The organism is Maribacter forsetii DSM 18668 (assembly GCF_000744105.1).
GTDB classification, from domain to species: Bacteria; Bacteroidota; Bacteroidia; order Flavobacteriales; family Flavobacteriaceae; genus Maribacter; species Maribacter forsetii.
Genome location: NZ_JQLH01000001.1, coordinates 3,079,651 through 3,099,772, shown reverse-complemented (window position 1 = coordinate 3,099,772; position 20,122 = coordinate 3,079,651). Strand labels below are relative to the sequence as shown.

Genomic DNA, 20,122 nt, shown 5'->3' with positions numbered 1-20,122 from the left:
GTCATTATATATGTAAAAGTGAACGTATAGCATACACTGTTGGTTCATATTACATGCCTATTGTTTAGTTGTTTAATCCTGATAAAGAGGATTGAAATTACTCAAAACTAACTTTTGCTATTGTTCTTTTTTAGAATGAAAGCTTCAAAAACTATGGAGATTATGAAAAATTTAGATATTAGAATAATTGTATTAGAAAAAGATACCTCATTACATTCTGTTTATAAAAATCACTTCGAAGAAATTGATGGCTATGAAGTAGTAGGCAGCTATACATCTGCCAAAAATGCTATTAAAGATTACAAGTTTACCAAACCACATATTGTACTTTCAGAAATTGAATTAGATGATATGAATGGGGTAGATGCCATTAAGCTTTTCAAGAAAAAGGACTGGGAAGTAAAAATCATAATGTTTAGTGAAATCAATGATTTTGACATTATTAAAAATGCATTCAAGAAAGGAGCAAACGGTTATTTGACAAAACCATTGACCTTGGATAAATTGGAACATGCATTACGGAGTATAGAAACAGAAGGTGCCGCTATGAGCAATGATATCGTTAAGAAAATCATTAGCAATTTTCATAGAAAGACATTTGCATTTTTCTCGGAAAGAGAAAATCAGATTGTTGACTTTCTATGTCAAGGAGCAACTTATAAAATGATTGCGCAAAAGTTATTTGTAACGCCCAGTGCAGTTAATTTTCATATTCAGAATATTTATTTGAAGCTAGATGTAAATTCAAAATCTGAAGCACTTTCAAAATTAGAGCAGCTTCAAAATCAATTAGAACAGTATTAAAAAACGAATTCTTATGTATTGATATGAAGGGTAGTACGAAAACCCTTTCGAAAATAATTAATTAATAACTAAGAATATAATTATTTGATAATCAGGTTATTAAAACCATGAAATTACACGGTTTGATTTTTTGATTAATCTAATAACTATAATATTTCGTGACGCAAATATCGAATGGTCGGTATAGTAACTATTTTTGGTTTAACTTATTACAGCAAACCAATTTATACTATTTATGTACCATTTAGGATTAGATATCGGAAGTTCATCTATTAAGATTGCTTTGGTAAATGCTTCAACGGGAAAAAGTGTTGGAGTAGTTACAGAGCCCGAGACAGAAATGTCTATGGAAGCTGTAAAAAATGGCTGGGCAGAACAAAGTCCAGAAGATTGGTGGCGCTACGTTTGTAGCGGTATCGAGAAATTATGTCTACAAGAAAATATTAGTAAATCTGATATTTCAGGTATCGGAATATCATATCAAATGCACGGACTAGTGCTTATTGATAAAGAAGGAAATGCCCTAAGAAAATCTATCATTTGGTGTGATAGTAGGGCAGTAGGCATTGGTCAAACAGCCTATGAAGAAATAGGTGCAGAAACTTGTGATACACATCTTCTAAATTCCCCTTCAAACTTTACAGCTTCTAAATTAAAATGGGTTAAAGAAAATGAACCTGAAATTTACGCGCAGATTTATAAGATGATGCTACCTGGAGATTACATCGCCTATAAACTATCTGGCGTGGTAAATACAACCGTATCAGGTTTATCAGAAGGTATTTTTTGGGATTTTAAAAAAGATACAATTGCTGATTTGGTATTGGATGAGTATGGATTGGACAAAGAAATGATTCCTGATATCGTAGATACTTTTTCAGTACAATCTAAAGTAAATGAAAAAGGGGCAACGGAAAGTGGATTATCAACGGGTACACCCATATTATACAGAGCGGGCGATCAGCCAAATAACGCATTGACATTAAATGTTTTTAACCCTGGTGAAGTGGCGGCTACTGGTGGTACCTCTGGTGTCGTATATGCCGTAACAGATAATCTTTCAGTAAAAGAAAGCTCTCGTGTAAACAACTTTGCACACGTAAATTATTCTCCGGGAAAACCAGCCAGAATTGGCAAACTACTTTGTATTAACGGAGCGGGTATTCAATACAGATGGTTATTGAATAATCTTAATGTTGCATCTTATGAAGAGATGAATACATTGGCAAATGAAGTACCAATTGGCTCAAATGGTGTTACGTTGATTCCGTTTGGTAACGGAGCCGAAAGAATGTTAAAAAGCAAAGATGTAGGTACAAGAATTCTCAACCTAAATTTAAATAATCACGGTAAAGGTCATTTGTGTCGTTCTGCATTGGAAGGTATTGCTTTTTCGTTTGTCTACGGAATGGAAATCATGGAGTCAGACGGTATAAAAGTGAATGTTATGCGTGCCGGTAACGACAATCTTTTTCGTTCAGAAATATTTTCGAATACTGTGGCAACCTTAATAGGGTATGACATTGAAATTTATAATACTACTGGTGCAATTGGTGCGGCAAGAGCTGCGAATCTCTATAAAGGTGATTTTGATGCATTCGGTAAGGCAATTTTAGATAATGATTACGTAATGACATTTAGTCCGAAGAAAGATAAAAAGGCATACCAAGAAGCATATGCAACTTGGAAAAATGAATTAGAATTAATATTGAACAACTTATAAAATCAACATAATGGCAAACAAGGAATATTTTAAAGGAATAGACAAAATTAAATTTGAGGGCAAGGAATCTGACAATCCGTTAGCCTTTAAATACTATAATCCGGATCAAGTAGTGGCTGGTAAAACCATGCGTGATCACTTTAAGTTTTCAACGGCATATTGGCATACCTTCTGTGGTCAAGGTTCAGATCCATTTGGTCCAGGTACGCAGAGTTTTGAATGGGATAAATCTTCAGATGCTGTACAAGCAGCAAAAGACAAGGCAGATGCCGCTTTTGAATTCTTTGATAAAATAGGTTTTGATTACTACTGTTTTCATGATTTCGATTTAATACAAGAAGGGTCAACATTTGCAGAATCAGAAAAAAGATTAGCGACGATCACAGACTACTTAAAAGAAAAGCAAAAAGAATCTGGTAAGAAATTACTTTGGGGTACGGCAAACTGTTTCTCAAACCCAAGATATATGAACGGTGCTGCTACCAATCCTGATTTTAACGTCTTGGCAAGAGCAGGCGGTCAAATTAAATTGGCTTTAGATGCTACAATTGCTTTAGGTGGTGAGAATTATGTTTTCTGGGGCGGTAGAGAAGGTTATATGTCTTTGTTGAATACCGATTTAGGTCGTGAAGTAGATCATATGGGTCAGTTCTTGACTATGGCAAGAGATTATGCTCGTAGCCAAGGGTTCAAAGGAAATTTCTTTATTGAGCCAAAACCTATGGAGCCAATGAAGCATCAGTATGATTTTGATTGTGCTACTGCAATTGGGTTCTTGAAAGAATATGGTTTGGAGAACGATTTTAAAATGAATATTGAAGTAAACCATGCAACATTGGCGCAGCATACTTTTCAGCATGAAATTGCAGTAGCCGCTAAAGCTGGTATGCTAGGTAGTATGGATGCGAACCGTGGAGATTATCAAAATGGTTGGGATACCGATCAATTTCCTAACAATATTCAAGAAACTACAGAAGCCATGTTGGTATTCTTGGCAGCTAGCGGATTGCAAGGTGGTGGAGTAAACTTCGATGCCAAAATAAGAAGAAACAGTACAGACTTAGAAGACGTGTTCCACGCACATATTGGTGGTGCTGATACTTTTGCAAGAGCTTTGATCACTGCAGATAAAATTATTGAATCATCTTCATATAACAAGTTACGTGAAAACAGATACAGTTCTTTTGACTCAGGTAAGGGAAAAGATTTTGAAAACGGTAAATTAGATATGAAAGATCTTTACAATATCGCCAAAGAAAATGGCGAGTTGGAATTACAGAGTGGTAAGCAAGAATTGTTTGAGAATATCATTAATCAATACATATAAATATTTTATCCCTTTAAGTATCGTAGCTTTTTGGGTATTAGAATTTATTAATAAGAAATTAAAATGTCCCTAGGTTTATACCTCAGGGACATTTTGATTTTTATACATAATTTAAATGTCAATTTAAATCTGTTATTTTGCAGTATAAATTATGAAAAAAGTAACCTTAAAGGATATTGCCGGGCATTTTGGCGTTTCTATCTCTACCGTTTCAAAAGCGATAAATGATAGTCATGAGATTAGCAATGACCTAAAGGTAAAAATTCAGGCATACGCAAAAGAAAAGCATTATAAGCCTAATAGGTTGGCACTTAATCTATTGAACAAAAGCACAAAGACCATTGGCGTTGTTGTGCCTAATATTCTAAATTACTTTTTTGTTCAGGTGCTATACGGAATTGAAAAAGTGGCAAATGAAAGTGGCTATAATATTATTAGTTGCATTAGTAACGAGTCTAAAGCAAAAGAAACAAAAACGCTAGAATTTTTTGATGCCGGTACTGTAGATGGTGTTATTATGTCCCTAGCTGAAGAAAGTCAGAATGAAGACACACATGAAGCATTGATTGATGTAATCAATAATGATATTCCTGTAGTGCTATTTGATAGGGTTTCGGATAATGTGCAGTGCGATAAAGTAGTTGTAGATGATCTTGAAGCAGGCTATAAAATTACTAAGCATTTAATAAATATTGGCTGTAAAAATATAGCGGTAGTAAATCCTATTTCTAGTTCAAGCGTTGGTAAATTAAGATTGCTAGGGTATAAGAAAGCGTTAGAAGAATTAGATATTCCGTTTGATCCTAAGTTGGTTATCAATCTAACGATTAAAGATGATTTAGATTTATTGATGTCCTTTTTACTGAATTATAAAACCATAGATGGGATTATAGGTATAGATGAACTCATTGCTGTTCAAGTTTTAGAAGTGGTAAAGGCAAGAGGATATAACGTACCTAATGATATTTCGATCATTGGTTTTACAAACGGACAGTTATCTAAATACGTAACTCCGTCACTGACAATGGTAAGTCAGCATGGTAAATATATAGGCGAGCAAACAGCTAAACTGCTGATAAATAGAATTAAAAATCCTGGTTTGCCATATGAAACTAAGGTGGTGAAAACCAGCTTGTTGGTAAGGGATTCTACCAAAAAACTACAATAATTTAGACCGTATCTGGGTGTGGGTGTTCCCATTGTCCACGATAGTCTCTTTGCAATAATGCAGTAGCTTCTGAGTCGTTTATTACCGTTCTACTTTGAGGGTCATAAACTAAAGGTCTTTTCAAATCCATCGATATATTTGCCAAAATACAGCTAGCGGTAGAAATGTGCCCGTTCTCAATATCGGCAACGGGTTTTGTATTGTTTTTAATTGCATTTAAGAAATCTATCATATGCCTACGAGTTGCGGGTGCGGCATGTAATTCAATGTCTTTTTCAGATAAGTCTTCAGGGTATTTCTCTTTTTCATAAAGAACATCAAAACGAATAGATTCACTACCATTTACGGGTACAAATTCAGCTTTCATCACATCACCCTTTAGAACACCTTTTTCTCCATAGATTTTAAATGCCCAGGGGTATTCAGGATCATCAGGGTTTCCCCATGTTCTATGTTGCCAATTACAGTTAAGTCCGTCATATTCAAACACTGCAGATTGTGAATCGGAGATGTTAGATTTACCATCCTTCTGAACATAAATTCCACCTTCAGAGCTAATACGTTTAGGCCATCCTAAATCTAGCATCCAACGAACGGTATCTAGCATGTGCACACACATATCACCTGTAATTCCGTTACCATACTCACGAAATGTACGCCACCATCTTTTGTGTGGTAAACCATCATAAGGTCTCATAGGTGCAGGACCTGTCCACATATCACAATCAAAGAAATCTGGTACTTCTTGCTCTGACGGATTCCCATTTGCACGCATGTGATAATAGCAGCACATATCTACGTGACCAATGGTGCCTAGCAATCCGGCATCAATAATTTGCTTTTTAGCATCTATAAGGTGCGGAGTACTTTTTCGCTGTGTACCCACTTGAACCACCCTGTTGTATTTTCTAGCAGCAGCGACCATTGCTTCACCCTCCATAACATCTACGCTAATCGGTTTTTGAACATAAACGTGAGCTCCAGATTTTAAGGCGGCAATACAAGTTAAAGCATGCCAATGATCGGGTGTGCCAATAAGAACAATATCTAATTCAGTGCTTTTTAGCATGGTTCTATAATCGGTAAATAGCTTTGGTTTTTTGCCATTTTTTTGCCGTTCAGAAACTAATTCTGCTGCAGTATTTAATTGATTGGTATCAACATCACAAAGTGAGACCACTTCTACATTTGCCACCTGAATAAGACGTAATACATCACCAGTACCATACCAACCAGTACCGATAAGTGCTACTTTTTTCGGTTTTTCGTTCGCGAAGAATTTGAATCCGAAGGCGGGTAAAGAAGTAAATAGTAAAGATGCCGAAGTAGCTTTAATAAAATTTCGGCGCTTAAATAATGTTGGCTGGTGAGGCATGACAAGTTGAGTTTAAGAAGTTTACAAACAAGACAAATAATGTAGTTAAGATAGCGAATACTTTAAAAATAGCATTGATTGATTATGAATTTGTTAATATGGCACATATTTAATTATATTTAAATCAAAATAGTATTGACTACATGAATTTACGTTTTATCCTGATGATGCTGTGCCTTGTGGTTACCACTTTTGCCAAGGCTGAAATTACACTACCTAAAATATTCTCTAATGAAATGGTTTTGCAACGAGAAAGCGATGTATTGCTTTATGGCTGGGCAGACCCTAATGAAGAGTTTACGATTTACACAAGTTGGAACGATGAGACCGTTGCCGTTAAAACAGGTAATGATGCAAAATGGGAAATCAATGTAAAAACACCTGCAGCAGGCGGACCGTTTCAAATAACATTTAAGGGTAGTAAAAACGAAATTACTTTGAAAGATGTATTGATAGGCGAGGTGTGGCTTTGCTCTGGGCAAAGTAATATGGAGTGGAGTGCAAACAGTAAAATCGCGAATAGAGATTTTGAAGTCGAGAATGCAAATTACCCGAATATTCGATTGTTTACAGTAGCGAAGAGAACTGCTAAATATCCACAAGAAGATACGGCAGGTACATGGGTAGCTTGTTCGCCTGAAACCATGCAAGATTTTAGTGCAGTTGCCTATTTTTTTGCAAGAAAGGTGCAAGAAGAATTAAACATTCCGGTCGGATTGATAGATAACGCATGGGGAGCATCTAGCGCAGAAGTCTGGACACCAGACGCTGTTTTCAAAGCACATCCAGAATTGATTGAAGCGCATAAAAAGGTCGAGACTAATAAATGGGTGACGGTAGAGAAATCTACTCTGTATAATGGCATGATAGCACCTTTGACTAAGTTTAAAATTGCAGGTACACTTTGGTATCAAGGCGAAGCCAATACAGCAAACGCAGAAAGCTATCATGAACTTTTTAGTAAAATGATTACTTCTTGGCGAACAGAATGGAACGACGATTTTCCGTTTTACTACGTACAAATAGCTCCATTTAAATATGACCAAGAGTTTGCGGGTGGTATGGTACGCGACCAGCAGCGAAGAACTTTGGCGTTGAAAAATACAGGTATGGCCATGACCAGTGATATTTGTACGACCGAAAACATTCACCCTTTAAATAAACAAGATGTAGGTTTGCGATTGGCGAATATTGCACTTAAAAATGAGTACGGGTTATTAGCCGATACAGAAGTATATGGTCCATTATATGATTCATTTGAAGTAGAAGGCAATCGGTTAAAAGTGAACTTCAGCAACGCGGACGGATTATATAATAAAGGAAATAAAATAGAACTTTTTGAAATTACAAACGCAGCAGGAGAATGGTTTCCTGCAAAGGCAAAATTGAAAAACGAAGAAGTAATATTAAGCTCAAAAGAAGTGAAAAATCCGACAGGAGTTAGATATGCTTTTAAAAGTACAGACATAGGTACTTTGTTCAATGCCGCTGGTTTGCCTGCCTCAACCTTTGTAAGTGAATAACAAAATTGCCCAAAACGGACAATTGTGCTTAAAAAATATCCGTCCGTCCAGTAACGCATGTTATTCAGCTAAAAACAAGGCTCATGTTTTAATAAAGAATTAAATTGTAATCATCAACTAATCTCAAATTATGCAAATAAAAGAATCCTCAGAAATCTTTGATGTTATCATCGTAGGTTCAGGAGCTGGTGGTGGTATGGCTACCAAACAATTGGCAGATGCAGGTTTAAATGTAGCTGTTGTAGAAGCCGGTCCATTTTTTGATCCAGCTGATCCAAAAACCATGACGCAATTAAAACAACCATATGATTCTCCAAGAAGAGGAGCAGGTACAGATAGAGCTTTTGGTGAATGGGATATGTCATGGGGAGATTGGGAAGTAGAAGGAGAGCCATATACACATGCAGAAGGAACTGAATTTAAATGGTGGCGTGCAAGAATGCTCGGAGGACGAACTAATCACTGGGGACGTATTTCTTTACGTTTCGGACCAAAAGATTTTAAAGGAAAAACCCGTGATGGCCATGGCGATGACTGGCCAATAGGATACGAAGATGTTAAACCATATTACGATAAATTAGACAAGTTAATTGGTGTATTTGGCACCAATGAAGGTAGAGAAAACGATCCTGACGGATTCTTTCTTCCTCCCCCGAAACCAAGATTGCACGAATTATTTTACATCAATGGCGCAAAGAAGTCTAACATACCGGTAATTCCGGGGAGACTTTCAATGTTGACCAAAAGAATTAATGAAGATCGTGGCGTTTGTTTCTATTGCGGACAATGCGGTAGATCATGTCAAATATATGCCGATTTCTCAGCAGGTAGTTGTTTAATCTTTCCGGCTCAAAAGAGTGGCGGTCAAGTGAAATTATTTGTGAATTCAATGGTACGTGAGGTTCTTACCAATGAAGAAGGTAAAGCAACAGGTGTATCTTACATCAACAAAGAAGATAGAAAAGAATATAAACTTAGAGGTAAAGTGGTAGTATTGGCTGCATCTGCATGTAGTTCTGCACGTATACTATTAAACTCTAAGAGTAAGCAACACCCTAACGGATTAGGGAATAGTAGCAACCTTGTTGGTAGGTATTTACATGATTCAACAGGATCAAGTGCATCGGGTGTAATACCAGGGTTAATGAATAGGAAGACATCTTATAATGAAGATGGTGTAGGTGGTATGCACGTTTACTCACCATGGTGGGGTGATAATTCAAAACTGAATTTCCCAAGAGGATATCATATTGAAGTTTGGGGTGGTATGGGACAGCCAAACTACGGTTTTGGTTGGGACCCGAATGCCATGAACCAGTACTTCGGATTAAAATCTGGAGGATATGGTGATAGCTTACGTGATGATGTAAAGAAATACTACGGTTCCGTTATAGGATTTGGTGGTCGTGGCGAAGCGATTGCTTATAAAGACAATTACTGTGAAATTGACCCTACGACCGTAGATCAATTTGGTATTCCTGTTTTGAAGTTTAATTATAAACATTCAGAATACGAGGTAAATCAGGCGAAGCACATGCAAGATACCTTTGAAGAGATTATTCATAATATGGGTGGTCATTATTTAGGTGAAAAGCCAGGTAAGGATAAAGATTATGGACTAAATAAACCAGGTGAGATTATTCACGAGGTAGGTACCACTAGAATGGGAGATGATCCTAAAACATCGGTCACAAATAAGTTTCAGCAGTTACATGATGCGGACAATGTATTTATAGTAGATGCAGGGGTTTTTGTTTCTCAAGCAGATAAGAACTGTACTTGGACGATAATGGCGCTTTCATGGAGGGCATCAGATTATATCATTGAACAATTAAAGGCACAAAATATTTAGGATGATGGATAGAAGAAAGAGTTTACAAACTTTAATACTTGGTGGTGCTGCGGCAACATCTGGGCTAGTCTTCAATTCATGTAAGACTGAGAATGGCGAATCTGTAGATGAAGTAATTTCAACCAGCAGTGAGAAGTTTTTTGGTAGAACGCCAGAAGAATTGGATCGTATAGAAAAACTGAACGCTGAGCAATTGTTCAATGAGCATGAGATGGAAACTATCGCAGCTTTAAGTGTTGTGATACTTCCTCCAAAAGAACCACATGGTGGTCCGATAGAAGCAGAGGTGCCCGCGCTTGTAGAATTTATGGGTAAAGATATTCCAGAAATGGCGCCTACACTGTTAGGTGGCTTAATGTGGTTGGACCATAAAAGTAATACGGAGTTCGGTACCGAATTTAAGTCGGCTACTTTAGAGCAGAAAAAACAGATTTGTGATGAAATCTGCTGGCATGATAGTGAGAAACCATTAAGCGAGCAACCATTAGAGATACAGTTTTTCTATACCATGCGTGGTTTAACCGTTACAGGGTATTATACCTCTAAAGTTGGTATTGCAGATTTAGGATATAAAGGAAATTCACCTAATGTTTGGGACGGTGTACCGCAAGATGTACTAGACCAACATGGTGTTGCTTATGACCCGGAATGGATTGCAAAATGTGTAGACCAAAGTCAGCGCAACGTTATGGCAGAGTGGGATGATGAAGGAAATTTACTTACGTAATTAACATCACGATGATAAAAAAAGTAATAATTGCCACTATTCTTCTGTGTAGTGGTTTTTTAGCGCAAGCCCAGGAGGTAGGATTACAGTTATATAGTCTTAGAAATCAATTTAAAATGGATGTTTCTAACACCTTAGGGTTGATAAATGAATGGGGCATCACCAAAATTGAAGGAGGGGAGACCTATGACATGCCATTAGAGGATTTTAAAGCCTTGTTAGTTGAAAATGATTTAGAGATGGTAAGCGTAGGTGCTGGCTTTGAAGATTTGGAAAATGATGTTGAAAAAGTTGTTAAAAATGCTAAAGATTTTGGGGCTACGTACGTAATGTGTGCATGGGTACCCCATGATGATAACAAATGGGATCTAGAAGAAACCAAACATGCCACGGAAGTCTTCAATAAAGCGGGTAAAATTCTAAAACAGAACGGACTCGTATTGGCGTATCACCCGCATGGGTATGAATTTAGACCTTATAAAAATGGAACATTGTTTGACTATATGGCACAGAATGCTAAAGACTTTACATTTGAACTAGATGTGTTCTGGGCACAACATGGTGGTGCAGATCCGTTGGCGTTGATGAAGAAATACCCTAAGAAAATTACGCTGTTACATTTAAAGGATATGGAAAAAGGTATTGAAGGTAATAATACCGGTCATGAAGAAGATGATACCAATGTTGTCTTAGGAACAGGACAAATAGATATTTCTGGCATAGTTGCAGAGGCTAAAAAATTAGGTATTGAATACATGTTTATAGAAGACGAATCTAAAAATGTGGTGACCCAAGTTCCAAAGAGCTTGACGTATTTAAAAACCTTGAAGTAAACCAACAACCAAAAGTGCAATGCAACCTTCTATTTTTAATTAAATAGGAGGTTTTTTTGTGGCTCCAGATCTGATGATCATAGGGTTTCTTATGTAATTGTTTATTATAAAATTTTAGAGTGTTATTTTTACTTTCTTTATCATGAAACGGTTTTACAAAAAATATAAGTTTCTTACTTATAACTAATTATAAATGAAAAAGACATTAATTTTAAAAACGACGATATCAATTATATTTTTAAATATAATTACACTTGTTGGCTGTAAAACTGAAACTTCCAACAAAGAGACTACAACAGAAAAAGAGCCCATAGGTCAGATTGTTGTTGATTCAATAATAGAACCTAAAGTAGAGAAACCTGTATTTAAAAGCTTAGAAGGCGTTGCAGATACTACATTCGTTCGATTAGCAGACTATAGTGATGGCTTTGCGTATGACTTAAGATATGCTACTGATAATAATTTCTTGAAAGAACAAGTATACGATTGTGGTGAATGCTATACAAGGGCAAAAACAGTAAAGGCTTTGCTAAAAGCAAATGAAGAATTTAAAAAGCACGGAGTAAAAATAAAGTTCTATGATTGCTACAGACCTAATTCTGTACAATATAAAATGTGGAAAATAGTACCTAATCCGCAGTACGTAGCAAACCCTGTTAAAGGATCTATTCATAATAAGGGTGGAGCAGTAGATATTACTTTGGTTACACTAGATGGTGATGAAGTGAAAATGCCGTCGGATTTTGATTTTTTTGGTAAACGCGCATATCATGATAATTTTGACTTACCTCAGGAAATTTTAGATAACAGAAAGTTGCTCAAGGAAACCATGGAAAAACATGGGTTTTGGTCCACTAGAACAGAGTGGTGGCACTATAATTTACAAGGAGCATCGCATGACCCTATAGCCAACTTTAAATGGGATTGCGAATAACCTAATAGACTACATATGAAAAACATACTATTATTATTAATGCTGGTTGTTATAGGTAATACCGCTGCCCAAGATACCATTATGCAATTATGGCCAAAAGATAAAATTCCTAACCATTTAAAGAGCTTAGAAAAGGAAGTACATGAACAAAATGAAATTTTACGAATTAGTAAAGTTCAAGTTCCCACTATTGAGGTGTATTTACCATCAAAACGAGATGCAACAGGAGAAGCAGTTTTAATTTTTCCTGGTGGCGGATATGGAATTTTAGCTTATGATTGGGAAGGTACAGATATTGCAAAATTTTTGAATAGCAATGGTATTGCTGGGATAGTGGTAAAATATCGTTTGCCGTCAGATGTATCACAGACCGACAAAAAGTACGTGCCACTTATAGATGCTCAAAGAGCGGTAAGGCTTGTTCGTGCTAACGCAGAACAATTTAATGTAGACTCTGATAAGATTGGAATAATTGGGTTTTCAGCTGGCGGACATTTAGCATCTACCTTAGGAACACATTTTAATGAAAAGGTTTATGAGCCAATTGATGGTATAGATGATGAAAGTGCTCGACCAGATTTTATGGCGTTAGGGTATCCTGTAATATCATTTGGTGAAGTGACACACCTAGGTTCGAAGAATAATTTAATTGGCGAGAAACCAACGATTGATATGGTCGAGTATTTTTCGAATGAAAAACAAGTTACCGAACAAACGCCACCAACTTTTTTACTCCATGCCTCAGATGATACCGCAGTACCTGTAGAAAATAGTTTGTTATTCTATAAAGCGGTAAAGGATAAAGGGGTTTCTGCAACAATGCATATTTACCCAAAAGGTGGTCACGGATTTGGACTAGGTTTGCATGATGAGCATTTAAAAGACTGGGGAGATAGAATGATAGACTGGATAGTTTCGTTGAGATAACTAATTTAAGTTTTAGGAAAAGAGTGATTTTAATTTACAAAACTTCTCTATTTTTGCAATCGGAATTTTCGGGATGTAGCCCTTCGACTCCGCTCAGGATAAACTGCACTACAGTGGATCTTAGGCAGTTGAAAAACTATACAAAATAAGGGAGATTTTCTTCCATTAATATTTCGGGATGTAGCGCAGTCCGGTAGCGCACTCGGCTGGGGGTCGAGTGGTCGCAGGTTCAAATCCTGTCATCCCGACTGAATAAAAAAATGAACTGTGAGAACAGTTCATTTTTTGTTTCCAAAAGCGTCATAAACATAGTTTATGAAAGCGGTTTGGAACAAAAAATGAAAAGGCGATAGCCTTCATTTTGTCATTTGCACCGAGGTTTCATCAGAATTATCTAAATCACGCTTTAATCAAGAAAACCTTTATAAAAGTCGTATTTGTCTTAAATGGCATTTCATTTCTTAATTGCTTATTTTTCATTAATTTACAAACAAGTCTCAAGTGTAGCTTTAATTTCACATGATTTGTTCTTTTAAAAAATAGGCGTAAATGAAAAATATTTCTACGTTTTTAATTCTACTGGGTATCACTGTTTTATTAGGATGCTCAAGTTCAGAAAATCCAGTAAATAATGATTCTTTAGATGAAATAAACACCGTTGAAACACCAAATGATACTAGTATACCAGATGAAGTCTTTAATGGTGATATGCGAGATTTATCGCCCAAAGAATTTGTGCTGGACATGGGTTCTGGTTGGAATTTGGGTAATACTTTAGATACAGAAGATATAGATGTAACCGCATGGGGAAATCCTATAACCACAAAGGCAATGATTGATGCAGTTGCTGAAAAAGGATTTAAAACCTTACGATTACCTGTTACTTGGCGGTTTCATTCAGGCGATGCGCCAGATTATATTTTAGAATCTGACTGGTTAGATAGGGTAGAAAACATTGCAAACTTTGCTTTAAGTAATGAAATGTATGTCATCATCAATATTCATCATGATGACGAATGGATTATACCCACATATGAAAATGCACCAGCTGTAAAAGATCGATTAACAAAAACATGGACACAAATTGCCAACAGATTTAAACCTTATGGAGACTATGTAATATTTGAAACTTTGAATGAGCCACGCCACGAAGGGTCTCCTGAAGAATGGGAAGGTGGTACTGCCGAAGGACGAGATGTTGTAAATCAATATCACCAAGTAGGTGTTGATGCAATTCGTGCAACAGGTGGCAATAATGCTGTTCGTAAAATAATGGTTTCTACATATGCCGCAGGTACTGGTGAAAATGTATTAGAAGATTACCAAATTCCAAATAACGATGAAAATATAATTGTATCTATTCATAGTTATTCTCCTTATTTGTTCAGTCTAGCAGGAACTGATCCAACTTGGGGTACAGATACAGATAAGGCACAGTTAACACAAGAATTTAATACCATTCAAAATAAGTTCGATAACGAAGGTAGGGCAGTAGTAATGGGAGAATGGGGCTCTACATTTGCAAATAATGTGGCAGATCGTTTAGCACATGCACAATATTATGCTGAGTTATGTGCTGAGCGCGGTATTTGTCCTATTTGGTGGGACAATGGTAATGCCGATGAATTTGGTCTTTTTAATAGGAACACATTAGAATGGGTTTACCCAGAAATTGCAGATGCTATAGTCAATGCTACGAAGTGAAAGATGATTAAACTAATTGAATAAAAAATATCAAAATGAAAAATTTTGATTTCATTTTGATATTTATACTAAGGCTTAATTAGTATGTTTTACTTATTTTTCTTTCTTCTGTTCTTTTTTACTTTGGGCTTATCCAACTTCAACTTTTTTTTAATTCTTTTTTCTTCTTCCTCTATAAAAGAGAAGTAGTCGTCATTGTATGAATGCTTTTTAGCTTTTTTAAGATACTTTAGAGCATCTTTATAAGCTTCCTTAGTTTCTGACGCATACGCTGAAAGCCAAAATATATTTCCTTTTGATATCCCTTTTAAATTAAGGGAAAAAGCAATTAGTTTATTTGCTCTTTCAATTTCATCAGCCCAAATTAAGTACTTAACGTAATGTGGATAAACACCTAGATAGTGGCTATCAATTGCAATGACTCTGTCAAAGCAATCAAAGGCTTTTTCATATTGGTTCAAGTTTGCGGCATATACTTTACCTAAAAGACAAAGTGCTGCGCAGTGGTTTTCATCATAAGACAGGGCATAGTTTAGTGATTCACATACTTCGTCCCAATCGTAATCAGATGCCGCTTTTGCCTTTAGATAATAGGTGTCGGCTATAGTAAGTCCCATTTTTGTTGTTTTAAATCGTTTTTCATCTTTTGCCGTTTAGGCTTTAAGCTTTTATTCCCTTTTTGATGTTTAAAATCTGTTCCCTTAAAAACACGAATAGGATTTCCGCGTTGTAGGTTCAAATGATTTTCCCATTGGTTTGCCATTAGTTCTTTCAGCTGCTTCAGGTTGGTTTCGTTTACTTTTTCTTTTAACCTAGCTATAGCTAGTTTTTTGTTTTGGTGTTGTGAGCGACTATCCATAACAACTACTTGCACACCGGTAGGGTCATGAATGGCGCGTACTGCAGAGTTTACCTTGTTTACATTTTGCCCACCAGGTCCCGTACTTCTCATAGTCTGAAAAGAAATGTGTTTTTCATCAACAGCCATAGTTTTAAGTTCTTTTAATTCATAAGCACCTATAAACCAGTTTTTTCGCTTGTGATATTTACGAAAAGTTGAGGTGCCTATCCATTGAATAGTACCTAACCAAGTAGCTAAATAGGCATCTATATTTTTCCCCGTCAAGCGGATGGTGACGGATTGTACCGTTCCGTTTTGGCTACCTTTTTCGCGATGTAAAATGCTATGTTGAAATCCTTTATTCTTGGTTTCGACTAAAAAAAGTTTTAGTACCTGAGCAACCACCCAGCTACATTCTGCAGGTCCTCTACCTGCTGTTATTTGTATAATTGTTTCCATATTATTTTAATTGATCGTTGTCGGTCGTCAGATGATAGTCTTGTTTTAAACAACTATTAACCAACAACTAACAATGAATTTTTACTTGTCCATTCTTACAATTTTTGGTGTAAAGGTTCCGATTACCTCAACTAGCTCTTGTTGATTTGCCATGACCTTTTTAATGTCTTTATATGCCATTGGCGCCTCATCGATGCCACCACCTATAAGAGTCACTTCATGTGCCGCTAATTGTTTTTTAATCTCGCTTTGTGTGAACGATTCTTTACATTTTCGTCTAGAAAAGAGCCTTCCTGCACCATGTGAGGCAGAGTGTAAACTCCCTTGGTTTCCCAAACCTCTTACGATATAGCCAGGCGCGGTCATAGAACCGGGGATAATTCCCAGTTCACCTTTTGCAGCTGGTGTTGCTCCTTTTCTATGGACAATACATTCTTCGCCATTTACCTCTTGTTTCCAAGCAAAATTGTGATGGTTTTCAATTTTAGCCACAGGTTTTTCACCTAAAAGCTTAGCAAGTCTTGCGTGAATATTGTCATGACATGCTTTGGCATAATCACCTGCTAAATTCATAGCTAACCAATATTCTTGTCCGTCATGCGTATTCAAATCCAACCATGCTAAATGTTGCACGTGTTTTGGTAATGGACATTGCTTTGTTGCTAAATAGGTGTAATGTTTTGCAATGTTGGCTCCTAGACCGCGTGACCCGCTATGGGATAATACACCTAGATATTCACCAAGTTTCAAGCCCCATTCGTTTTGATTATCTGTAATAGTAACCGTTCCGAATTCTACGAAATGATTTCCGCCACCAGAAGTACCCAGTTGTTTGTATGCCTTATCCTTTAATCTTTTTAAGAGAGGGATATTTTTAAATTCATCTCGCTCAAAGATTTCATGGTCGTGCTTTATTTGATGTGTTTCTCGCATTCCGAATTTTGTATGTTCTGAAAGGAAATTTGCCAATTGGTGTTTTTTCCCTTTGAGGTATGAAACTGGAATCGGATAAATTGTTAAACACATTCTACAACCGATATCGACACCAACCCCATACGGAATCACCGCATTCTTGGTAGCCAAAACTCCCCCAATGGGCAAGCCATAACCACTATGGGCATCGGGCATTAAAGCCCCAGCGACAGAAATCGGAAGCTTTAAAGCATCATACAATTGGTATTTTGCTTGTTCTTCAATTTCATTTTCGCCATAGATATGAAAAGGTGCTCGCACCGAATTCAGCGCTTGTTTTTTTACCATAACAGGATCTAACAAACTTTCAGCAATTTTGCCCCAAACACCATCCCCTTTGTAGTTTTCAGGATGTAGCAATACTTTTTTGGCTTCTATAAGTATCTTTTCTTTTTTTACTCTTTTATGATACCTATTTATTTGACCTAAAGTGATATTGATACTATTATTCTTTGGAAAACCTAATTTAATAAGGTCTTTTCCACTTAATTTCTTTCCCATGATATTTCATTTTAGAGAATAGAATGGCCGTTTCATTTTTGAAAAGCCATACTTAATTTGATAAAATGTCTCGGAAAATGCTCCTTAGAAAAATTAGGGCATAAAAAAAGTCCGAAACTTTAGGGCTTCGGACTTTCTATCATATGCTATAGTAGCTTTATGTATTGTAGAAGTCCTGAAGCGACACTAATAAAGCACCTGGTACTTTAAGTGTAATTTGATATGTGATTGAAAAAGTCATATATACTTCAGTTAAAATATTTTGTTGTTGTATTGCGGTGCAAAGCTAAAAGGTCTTTTTATATTTTGCAAATAAAATTAAATATAATTAATTGACTTTCAGTTGTTTAGGTTTAGTTTTAGGTATGAGTGTTCCTGTCCGTTGTTTAACGGATAGCAGCATTTTTCCCAATTCGCTGTTTTCTAAGTGCTTAGCTGTCAAATGTCATCCTTTTAGAATTTTGAGAATTCTTGAAAAAAATGCATAAAAAAAGCGCCCAATTTCTTGGACGCTCTAGTTATGTATCTGTTTTTAATAGTATCTACCCATCAATTCGATGCAATCCTAGCTTTTCGGCGTCCGGTATGTGATTAAAATGATTTAGCATGTACTATTTTATTTATGATTAACTTTTAAATTTTAAAGATTAAAATGTGGCATGGAGCCTATAATATCTCTATTACTTTACCATACACATTTTTTGTCCATCCGTTAATTCTACCGTGATTGTTACCAATTAACAAACCTCGTTTATCATTCTTCCCTTTTACAAGATGTGTAAATACGTTTCCACGCACTTTACAGAATACAATATCACCAACATTACATTCATCCCAACTAATTGGTGCAAGGCGCACTGGTTGTTTTGATTTTAACAATGGTAACATAGAATTACCGGGTTCTTTTGAAATGATGGTTTCTCCATCAAGTAATTTTTGAATTTTCCAATTCATAGTTTAAATTTTAAAAGTTATGCAGACCAGTATTGGCATGCATATCCCATAAAACTTTCAAAAGAACTATTTCAATGAACTGATGCAAAGATGCAATTTTTATCTTAAATCTGATTTATTAGATCATATAAGAGGTCTTTTCTACTTTTACCATCCAGTTGCTTTTCATAGCAACTGCTTAAAATTACCCCAAATTGTTGGGAGGGTTTTAAACCTAGGTCAATCAAATCTTTTCCTGAAATCAAGGGTTTAATTTCATTCTCTCCAAATTTTTTAAAAAGATTAAAACAGGTTTCAGATGGCTTATGCTCGTCTAAAATGACATCTCTACCAGTTCTTCCAGCCGAATCAGCTTTGCTCTGCCAGCCCAAGATATCTATTCTACATTTGTTGTGTAACCTTTTCCAAGCTGCCTCCTTTGCCCCGGATGCGTATAATTGACCAGGTCTCATATGTAAGCCAACAATAGTAGTTACTTTATGGATCAAGGTTTTATTATTGGTCATCCGTTTTAAAAAGTTTTCCGCCAAGGACATACCCTTAATATCATGACCATAAGCTGTTAATTTTGGGGTTGTAGTAGCGGGTTTACCTACATCATGTAACAATGCGCCAAACATAAAGGGCAATTTCCAGTTCTCAGGAATTTGAGCTCTTAATTTTGCAGCATTATCCAAAACCATGCATGTATGTACCCACACATCTCCTTCTGGATGCCATACAGGATTTTGAGGGCATCCAACTAAGTTTTGTAATTCAGGAAAATGCTTTAACCAACCAGAATCTCTTAAAAATTCTAATCCTATAGCGGGTTGGTCCGCTTTAAGTAAAAGCTTTTCCCACTCTACAAAAATGCGCTCTGGCGGCAATTCTGAATAAGAATCTACTATTTTTCGACAAAGAGCCAAAGTTGATTTAGCGACCGATTTTCCTTTTCTCGGCAATAACTGCATGATACGAAGAACCCGTAGCGGATCTTCTAAAAAGGTTTGCTCGTTTGTAGCCCTAAGAACGCCTTTTTGTAAATCTACGAGTCCATTAAAAGGATCCACCAATTCTTTGGTATGTAAATTTAGATACATGCTATTGATGGTAAGGTCTCTTCTTATTCCTGCCTCTTTAGGAGTCATTTTTTCATCTAGTTCTATGGTAAATCCTTTATGACCTATTCCCACCTTATTTTCTCTTCTAGGAATAGATATATCGATTTCTAAATTGGCTATGTTTGTTTTAATAACACCAAAAGATTTACCAACCATATTACAATCAATATCTAGCCCCTCTATCAAATCTGTGAGTTCCAAATAAGAAAGACCATACACTTCAATATCTACATCTTTGATTTTTAATCCCTGTATTTCATCTATAACAGCCCCTCCAATTAACATTGCAGTTCCGTTTTTTAATTCTATTTCGTTAAGAAATTTTTGGAAAGTAACTTCTTCAAAGAGTATATTTTTGGTCTTTTGTAAGTTTTCCATATTCTTTTTCATTTAAA

At 36.1% G+C, this 20,122-nt stretch carries 17 protein-coding genes and 1 tRNA gene; 12 read left to right on the top strand and 6 right to left on the bottom strand.

All coding sequences use genetic code 11. The features are described 5' to 3' along the window. Positions 1-162: 162 nt before the first annotated feature. The 4 genes from P177_RS13365 (at position 163) to P177_RS13350 (ending at position 5,022) form a co-directional block, all read left to right on the top strand. Complete coding sequence (locus P177_RS13365; protein ID WP_036158412.1) at positions 163-804, top strand: response regulator transcription factor; 642 nt, start codon at positions 163-165, stop codon at positions 802-804. 235 nt (positions 805-1,039) lie between these two features. Further along, positions 1,040-2,527, top strand: a complete 1,488-nt coding sequence (locus P177_RS13360; protein ID WP_036155520.1) for a xylulokinase — start codon at positions 1,040-1,042, stop codon at positions 2,525-2,527. A gap of 10 nt (positions 2,528-2,537) precedes the next feature. Continuing rightward, positions 2,538-3,854: a xylose isomerase gene (xylA, locus tag P177_RS13355; RefSeq protein ID WP_394330706.1), complete on the top strand. Its 1,317-nt coding sequence runs from the start codon at positions 2,538-2,540 to the stop codon at positions 3,852-3,854. A 151-nt stretch (positions 3,855-4,005) separates the two neighbouring features. After that, positions 4,006-5,022 (top strand): LacI family DNA-binding transcriptional regulator, encoded by a 1,017-nt coding sequence (locus P177_RS13350; protein WP_036155518.1) that lies wholly within the window; start codon positions 4,006-4,008, stop codon positions 5,020-5,022. Between the two features lies 1 nt (position 5,023). Here P177_RS13350 and P177_RS13345 read toward each other — a convergent pair whose 3' ends face one another. Then, the gene (locus P177_RS13345) at positions 5,024-6,397 is read right to left on the bottom strand and encodes a Gfo/Idh/MocA family protein (RefSeq protein ID WP_036155517.1); all 1,374 of its coding nucleotides are present in this window, start codon (positions 6,395-6,397) and stop codon (positions 5,024-5,026) included. Between the two features lie 143 nt (positions 6,398-6,540). Between P177_RS13345 and P177_RS13340 the strand changes: the two genes are divergently transcribed. The 8 genes from P177_RS13340 (at position 6,541) to P177_RS13305 (ending at position 14,897) form a co-directional block, all read left to right on the top strand. Further along, entirely contained in the window at positions 6,541-7,920 is a 1,380-nt protein-coding gene (locus P177_RS13340; protein ID WP_036155516.1) for a sialate O-acetylesterase, read from the top strand. A gap of 130 nt (positions 7,921-8,050) precedes the next feature. Beyond that, positions 8,051-9,772: a GMC family oxidoreductase gene (locus tag P177_RS13335; RefSeq protein ID WP_036155515.1), complete on the top strand. Its 1,722-nt coding sequence runs from the start codon at positions 8,051-8,053 to the stop codon at positions 9,770-9,772. 4 nt (positions 9,773-9,776) lie between these two features. Further along, positions 9,777-10,499, top strand: a complete 723-nt coding sequence (locus P177_RS13330; protein ID WP_036158410.1) for a gluconate 2-dehydrogenase subunit 3 family protein — start codon at positions 9,777-9,779, stop codon at positions 10,497-10,499. A gap of 11 nt (positions 10,500-10,510) precedes the next feature. Next, the gene (locus P177_RS13325; protein ID WP_036155514.1) at positions 10,511-11,332 is read left to right on the top strand and encodes a sugar phosphate isomerase/epimerase family protein; all 822 of its coding nucleotides are present in this window, start codon (positions 10,511-10,513) and stop codon (positions 11,330-11,332) included. Between the two features lie 193 nt (positions 11,333-11,525). Then, complete coding sequence (locus P177_RS13320; protein WP_036155513.1) at positions 11,526-12,266, top strand: M15 family metallopeptidase; 741 nt, start codon at positions 11,526-11,528, stop codon at positions 12,264-12,266. Between the two features lie 15 nt (positions 12,267-12,281). Continuing rightward, positions 12,282-13,193: an alpha/beta hydrolase gene (locus P177_RS13315; RefSeq protein WP_036155512.1), complete on the top strand. Its 912-nt coding sequence runs from the start codon at positions 12,282-12,284 to the stop codon at positions 13,191-13,193. 174 nt (positions 13,194-13,367) lie between these two features. Then, positions 13,368-13,441 (top strand) — tRNA-Pro (locus tag P177_RS13310). Between the two features lie 301 nt (positions 13,442-13,742). After that, entirely contained in the window at positions 13,743-14,897 is a 1,155-nt protein-coding gene (locus tag P177_RS13305) for a glycoside hydrolase family 5 protein (RefSeq protein ID WP_051941839.1), read from the top strand. Positions 14,898-14,986: 89 nt separating this feature from the next. On the opposite strand, the gene P177_RS13300 is transcribed toward P177_RS13305, so the two are convergent. The 5 genes from P177_RS13300 to P177_RS13280 form a co-directional block, all read right to left on the bottom strand. Beyond that, the gene (locus P177_RS13300) at positions 14,987-15,514 is read right to left on the bottom strand and encodes a tetratricopeptide repeat protein (protein ID WP_036155511.1); all 528 of its coding nucleotides are present in this window, start codon (positions 15,512-15,514) and stop codon (positions 14,987-14,989) included. Continuing rightward, entirely contained in the window at positions 15,499-16,197 is a 699-nt protein-coding gene (gene prfH / locus P177_RS13295; RefSeq protein ID WP_036155510.1) for a peptide chain release factor H, read from the bottom strand. Before prfH ends, P177_RS13300 begins: the two co-directional genes overlap by 16 nt. 81 nt (positions 16,198-16,278) lie before the next feature. Then, positions 16,279-17,670 carry an RtcB family protein gene (locus tag P177_RS13290; protein WP_036155508.1) on the bottom strand — a complete coding sequence of 464 codons (1,392 nt, stop codon included), beginning with the start codon at positions 17,668-17,670 and terminating at the stop codon, positions 16,279-16,281. A gap of 666 nt (positions 17,671-18,336) precedes the next feature. Then, on the bottom strand, positions 18,337-18,624 hold the full coding sequence (locus tag P177_RS13285; RefSeq protein ID WP_036155506.1) for a hypothetical protein: 288 nt from the start codon (positions 18,622-18,624) through the stop codon (positions 18,337-18,339). Positions 18,625-18,728: 104 nt separating this feature from the next. Beyond that, the gene (locus tag P177_RS13280; protein ID WP_051941838.1) at positions 18,729-20,117 is read right to left on the bottom strand and encodes a CCA tRNA nucleotidyltransferase; all 1,389 of its coding nucleotides are present in this window, start codon (positions 20,115-20,117) and stop codon (positions 18,729-18,731) included. Positions 20,118-20,122: the final 5 nt, after the last annotated feature.